This is a genomic window from Candidatus Micrarchaeia archaeon (assembly GCA_041650355.1).
Taxonomy (GTDB): Archaea; Micrarchaeota; Micrarchaeia; order Anstonellales; family Bilamarchaeaceae; genus JAHJBR01.
Genome location: JBAZLI010000096.1, coordinates 1 through 3,028 on the forward strand (window position 1 = coordinate 1; position 3,028 = coordinate 3,028).

4 protein-coding genes are annotated in these 3,028 nt (G+C 52.8%); 1 reads left to right on the plus strand and 3 read right to left on the minus strand.

Annotated features, from left to right (window positions below):
* A partial coding sequence (locus WC488_05215; GenBank protein ID MFA5077796.1) for a deoxyribonuclease IV occupies positions 1–194 on the plus strand: 194 nt, incomplete at its 5' end.
* Between the two features lie 14 nt (positions 195–208).
* Here WC488_05215 and WC488_05220 read toward each other — a convergent pair.
* The 3 genes from WC488_05220 to WC488_05230 form a co-directional block, all read right to left on the minus strand.
* A complete protein-coding gene (locus WC488_05220; GenBank protein ID MFA5077797.1) occupies positions 209–394 on the minus strand; it encodes a hypothetical protein in 186 nt (61 codons plus the stop codon).
* Positions 395–485: 91 nt separating this feature from the next.
* Positions 486–1,085, minus strand: coding sequence for a YIP1 family protein (locus WC488_05225; protein ID MFA5077798.1), 600 nt, complete (start codon positions 1,083–1,085; stop codon positions 486–488).
* Positions 1,086–1,124: 39 nt separating this feature from the next.
* Positions 1,125–3,028 (minus strand): class I tRNA ligase family protein (locus WC488_05230; GenBank protein ID MFA5077799.1); only part of this gene is annotated, 1,904 nt, incomplete at its 5' end.

Here is a 3,028-nt window from a genome sequence, read left to right on the forward strand (position 1 = left end):
AGATAAATTACAGCGAAAAGGGCGAGCTCAACCATCTTCCCCTGGGCTCCAACAACGAGCCGCCTTTCAGGCCCCTGATTAAGGTTATAGCTGAAAATGGCTACTCAGGCACCATAATATGCGAAAGCCCGAAAATAGAGATAGACGCGCTGCTGATGCAAAAAGAATACGAAAAATTTGTAATTAAAAAATAGTGGAAAACTGAAAATCAGCCGGACTTGAACTTCTTCCTGGATTCCATCTTGGTCCAGCAGTCCTTGCATATGAACAATTTCCTTATCTTGCTCGCCCTTTTTGCGCTTTTCTTGCAGGACTCGCACATAAGCCTTTTGCAGTAATTGCAGCGGTCGGCTTTCGGGACCATTTTCTTGCATCTTTCACATGTCTGAAGCATCATAAGCACCTTTGAATAGCTGTAGGAAATAAAAAATGGGCGCAACGGTTTTTAACCCTATCACATCAGCCGTTGCGTTCAAGGCTCCGCTCTATGCGCTTGGAACCAGCTGCGTGATGCCGGCCAGGGTGAATCCGAAGAACAGCACAATCAGCACTGCAACAACCCCCGCTATGAGAATCGGTATGACCAACATCGCCACTATTGCCCTGAGGAGGCTTATGCCGTGCACTCTCTTAGCGCCCAGTATGATGTTGATAAGGCCAATCAGGCCGAATATCCAGCCGATGCACGGAATCCAGCTGAGCAGCAGGCTTGGCGTGGAACCGTAAATCATAACCTGGACCGTCTTCAGGAAGTCAGCCTTCCCCCCGACCAGCTTGAGCAGGATGTGCATTATGCCGAATCCGATGTAACTGAAGACTACGCTCAGCAAGCGCACTCCAATCACGGTTGCAATTGAAATAACAAGTCCGAATCCCGCGGCGACTGCGCTTTCTCCGCTTGCAATGCCGATGACCGGCCCTAAAAACTGCATTGCGATGTAGAACGGAATCGTCATCAAGACAGTTACGAGCAGGTAAATGAACGAATCCGCATACCCTTTGTCTCTAGTCAGCGTGTCAAAACGCCCCTCCGGTATAAGAAGAATGTTGTCCTTCATTTTCGTAATCAGCGCGGCAATTTCCACTTTATCACCGAACTGATGAACTGGAAATAAAATTATAAATCAGTCTTTTTTGGCCTTTAGCTTCATCTTCCTTCCGTCTATTTCGAAAACCTTGGCTTTCTCCTCGTCCAGGGCACCGTACCCTACGCTCTTCGCGTTGGTCTCTTTTGCCAGCGCAGCCTCGTATTTCTTCACTATGGCCTCCAGCTCCTTTTCCGCGTCCACTTCAAGCGCTATTTTGTCCTTTTCCACCAGCTCAAGCTCCTTCCTGAGCTGCTGCACCCTTCTCTTCACGTCGTTGTAAACGCCTTCCTCGTACAGCTCCTGCTCGAGCTTCTTGCTCACGAACACCGTGCCGCCCTCGAAATCCTGGCCCTCGTACTCGCCCTCGGGCTCCTTCTCCACTGCGATGGCTTCCTTCGCGTTGAGCATCCTCTTCAGCACTTCGGAAAGCTCCTCCACTGTGGATTTCACCTCGTTGGAGGGCGCCTTCACGAGGATTTCACGCACAGGCCACCTCAGCTTTATCCCTGTCCGCTGCCTCGCCTCCAGGGCGCACGATATGATTTGCGAAACGAGCGCCATCCTTTTCTCGAGCGCGGTGTTCATCTCGGCTTCCCTATGCGTCCTGAGCTCCACAAGGGCTATGCTTTCCGCCTCTTCGTGCTTCCTGAAGAAGCGCTGGTACACGTAATCGCTTATGAAAGGCGAGACAGGCGCGAACGCGCACAGCGCGGCGAGCAGCGAAGTGTAAATCGCGTAGAGCGCACCCTCCGGGTTCTCGCCCTTGTTTATCCTGTCCTTCGCTATCTTCATGTAGAACCTGCTCAAATCGTCCACCAGGAAGCGCCTGAGCGCCCTCACGCCTACGTTGGGCTGGTAGCCCTCGAAGGATTTATGATATTCTTTTAGCATGCTGTTCATCCTTGATATGAGCCACTTATCTTCCACGAAAAGCTCGGCCTGGTCTATCCTGGCTTTGGGATAAAATCTTTCCAGGAACACTCCCATATTCGCCAGTATGTCCAGGTCGCTGTGGGCCTCCTTCAGCTCGTTCCAGTTGAACCTGAGCTCCTCCCATATGGTGTTGCCCATACCCCAGAGCCTGAAGCTGTCGGCGCCGTACTTGCTGAGTATCTCCTCTATCGGGACGAAGTTCCCTACGCTCTTGCTCATCTTCTCCCCTTTCTCGTCAACGAAGAACCCGTGCATCATGAGCCTTTTGTACGGAATCCTGTCGTACCTGAGGAGCCCTGAGCCCAGGAGCGAGTAGAACCACCCTCTTATCTGGTCCTGGCCTTCCAGGATAAGCTCAGTCCTTTCTCCGAAAGCCTTGGCGTCCTTTTCGTCCATGCTCGCCCATACCGCGTTTCCGGAGTCGAACCACACGTCGAGCACGTCGCTCACCCTGTTCATCTCGTTCCCGCACTTGCAGGGCATGCGCACCTCGTCTATGTTCGGCCTGTGCAAATCCTTCAGCCCCTTCCCCTTGTCCGGAAGCTCGTCCCTTGAGCCGATAACCCTGATTTCGGAGCATTTTCCGCACTTCCATATCGGAAGCGGGATTCCCCAGTAGCGCTGCCTGCTTATGCACCAGTCCGGAGCCTGGGAAACGAATTCCAGGAACCTGTCCTTCGCGAAAGCCGGATACCATTCAACCGTCTCTATTTCCGTAGCCATGCGCTCCTTTAACTTTGAAATCGTGATGAACCACTGGTCTGTCGCCCTGAATATGAGAGGCGTCTTGCACCTCCAGCAGTGCGGGTAGCGGTGCTTTATCCTCTCCTCGTGGATGAGCGCCCCCTTCTCCTTCAGCATCTTTATTATGTCGCTGTTGGCTTCGCGCACGTTTTTTCCCGCGTACTTGCCCGCCTCGGCAGTGTAGTTCCCGGCTCCGTCCACAGGGCTGAAAACCTCTATCCCGAACCTTTTGCCCACTACGAAGTCCTCCTGCCCGTGGCCAG

Excerpts from the sequence above, each read along its gene's own strand:
- WC488_05220 (MFA5077797.1), bottom strand. The coding sequence starts at position 394 with ATGCTTCAGACATGTGAAAGATGCAAGAAAATGGTCCCGAAAGCCGAC.